The organism is Streptomyces sp. NPDC048248, from assembly GCF_043201875.1.
GTDB lineage: Bacteria > Actinomycetota > Actinomycetes > Streptomycetales > Streptomycetaceae > Streptomyces.
The window spans coordinates 1-3198 of sequence record NZ_JBICZL010000049.1 but is presented as its reverse complement, the minus strand read 5'-3'; the positions used below and the strand labels follow the sequence as shown (position 1 = coordinate 3198).

The following is a 3198-nucleotide window of genomic DNA, read 5'->3' as shown; positions in this document are numbered from 1 at the left end:
CGAATACCGCACGCCCCGTCGCCAACGAGAAACCCACATCAACCGGAGACGCCTCCGGCAACAAGGCCACATGCGCAAGCAACCGCTCCGCCTGCCCCCGCAACGCACCCACCGACCGACCTGACACCACCCACGGCACCACCGCACCAACACCACCCCGCACCACAGCAGTCGTGCCAGCGACCTCTTCGTCACCCGTCGGCGCCTGCTCCAGAACCAGGTGGACGTTGGTGCCGCTGACACCGAAGGAGGACACGCCGGCGCGGCGGGGCGCACCCGTTTCCGGCCAGTCCTGGGGATCGGTCAGCAACTCCACCGCACCCGCGGACCAGTCGATCTTCTGAGAGGGCGTATCGGCGTGCAGAGTGCGTGGCAGCACTCCGTGCCGCATCGCCATCACCATCTTGATCACACCGGCCACACCCGAAGCGGCCTGCGTATGACCGATGTTCGACTTCAGCGATCCCAGCCACAGCGGCCGCTCCGCCGAACGTCCCTGCCCGTACGTCGCGAACAACGCACCCGCCTCGATCGGATCGCCCAGCGACGTCCCCGTCCCGTGCGCCTCCACCGCATCCACATCCGCCGCAGAGAGCCCGGCGGAGTCCAACGCCGCCCGGATCACCCGCTGCTGCGCCGGTCCGTTCGGCGCGGTGAGGCCGTTGCTGGCACCGTCCTGGTTGACAGCCGAGCCCCGGACCATCGCCAGGATCTGGTGGCCGTTGCGCCGCGCGTCGGACAACCGCTCCAGCAACACCATGCCCACCCCCTCGGCCCAGCCCGCGCCGTCCGCATCGGCCGAGAAGGCCCTGCAGCGGCCGTCGGGGGACATGGCCCGCTGACGGCTGAACTCGATGAAACTGTCCATCGTGGACATCACGACCACACCGCCGGCCAGCGCCATCGAACACTCACCCTGCCGAAGTGACTGGGCGGCCAAGTGCAGTGCGAGCAGTGAGGAGGAGCAGGCCGTGTCCACGGTCAGCGAGGGGCCCTGGAGACCGAAGGTGTAGGAGACCCGTCCGGAGGCGACGCTGCTCGCGCTACCCGTTGCCAGGTAGCCCTCGAACTCTTCGGGAGCCTGCTGGAAACGCGATCCGTAGTCGTTGTAGCTGGCGCCGATGAACACGCCCGCCTGGGTGCCCTTCAGCGTGGTCGGCTCGATGCCTGCCCGTTCGAAGGCTTCCCAGGAAGTCTCCAGCAGCAGTCGGTGCTGCGGGTCGATCGCCAGTGCCTCACGCGGCGAGATCCCGAAGAACGTCGGGTCGAAGTGGTCGGCGTCGTAGAGGAAGCCGCCACCACGCGCGTAGAAGGTGCCCGGCTTGTCGGGGTCCGGGTCGTAGCGGCCCTCGATGTCCCAGCCGCGGTCGGTGGGGAATCCGGCTACCGCGTCGCGGCCCTCGTCGAGGAGCTCCCACAGTCCCTCGGGGGAGGTCACACCACCGGGGAATCGACAGCTCATCCCGACGATCACGATCGGGTCGTCGTCGAGGGGCGCGGGCCCGGCTTTCGACTCGGGGGCGACGGACCGGGTGCCGGCCACCTCGGTGTGGATGTACTGGGCGAGCGAGGTGACGGTCGGGTAGTCGAAGACCAGCGTGACGGGCAGCCGCATGCCGGTCGCGGATGTCAGCCGGTTGCGCAGGTCGACAGCGGTGAGCGAGTCGAAGCCCAGCTCACGGAAGGCGCGGTCGGTCTCGACGGATTCCGGGCCGGGGTAGCCGAGTACGGCGGCAACCTCGGTGCCGATCAGCTCCATCAGGGCCTGTTCGGCATCGCTGTCCGAGAGACCTGCCAACCGCTCGGCCAGCGGGGATTCGTCGTTGGGGCCGGTCGTCGCGCAGGTACCGGCGTCGAGGATGCCGCGTATTTCGGGCAGTTCGGCGAGAACCGGGGTCGACGGACCGGAAGGAGAGGACGCCGCCAGGCGCTCCCAGTCGATGTCGGCCACCGCCACGAACGAGTCGCCGACATCGAGGGCCTGCTGGAGGGCCGCGATCGCCGACTCCGGTGCCATCGTCGGCATGCCGTTCCGGCGCAGCCGCGCCTCGGTGGCGTCGTCGACCAGACCGCCGCCCGCCCAGGGGCCCCAGGCGACCGATGTCGCGGCCAGTCCGGCGGCGCGGCGCTGCTCCGCGAGCGCGTCCAGGAAGGCGTTCGCCGCCGCATAGCTGCCCTGGCCCGGACCGCCGAGCGTGCCCGCGAACGAGGAGAACAGCACGAAGGCGTTCAGGTCGCGGTTCTTGGTCAGTTCGTGCAGGTTCAGCGCGGCAGCTGCCTTGGGCCGCAGGACGGTGCTCGCCCGGTCCGCGGTGAGGGTGTCGATGACCCCGTCGTCCAGAACGCCGGCCGTGTGGAAGACGGCCTGTATGGGCGAACCCGCGGCGTCCAGATCCTTCAACAGCGCGGCCAGGGCGTCGCGGTCGCTCACGTCGCAGGCGGCGATGGTGACCCGGGCGCCGAGTGCGGTGAGTTCGGCCCTCAGCTGCTCCGCGCCGGGAGCCGCCGCCCCGCTGCGACTGGTGAGCACCAGGTGCTCGGCGCCACCGTCGGCCAGCCATCGGGCGACATGACTGCCCAGGCCGCCCGTGCCACCGGTGATCAGTGCGGTGCCACCCGGCTGCCACGGCACGCGCTCGGCACCGCTGGGCGTCGCCCGGACGAGACGGCGGCCGAAGGTTCCGGAGGTACGGAGCGCCATCTCGCTCTCCGTGTCGTGCAGTCCGGCCAGCACCCCGGCCAGCCGCGTCGCCGTGCGGGGTTCGAGGGACTGCGGGAGGTCGATCACACCGCCCCAGCGCTGAGGGTATTCCAGTGCAGCTATTCGCCCCAGACCCCAGATCATGGCCTGCGGCGGGCTCGTGACGGATTCCGCCCGGCCGGTTGCGACCGCGCCGCGGGTGGCGAGCCAGAGGGGGGCTTCGATACCCGCGTCGCCAAGTGCCTGAATCAGCGTCAGTGAATGTGCGAACCCGGAGGGTACTGCGGGGAATGCGGAATGCGCGTCGTCGGTCAGCGCCAGCAGGGACAGCACACCTGCGGGGGCCAACCCGTTCAGTCCCTCCTGGATCCGGGAGGCGAGAATTTCGCGTCCGGTATCCGTCTCGTCGATTTCGAGGGTGTGGAGGGTCATGCCCTGTGCGCGTAGTGCCTCGGCGACCTGACCCGCCTCCGGGCATTCGGCAGGCACCACCAGCA

1 protein-coding gene is annotated in these 3198 nt (G+C 70.1%); it reads right to left on the bottom strand.

Annotated elements, in window-relative coordinates:
- Nucleotides 1-3198 (bottom strand): type I polyketide synthase (locus ACGFZW_RS38860; protein ID WP_393898057.1); only part of this gene is annotated, 3198 nt, incomplete at both ends.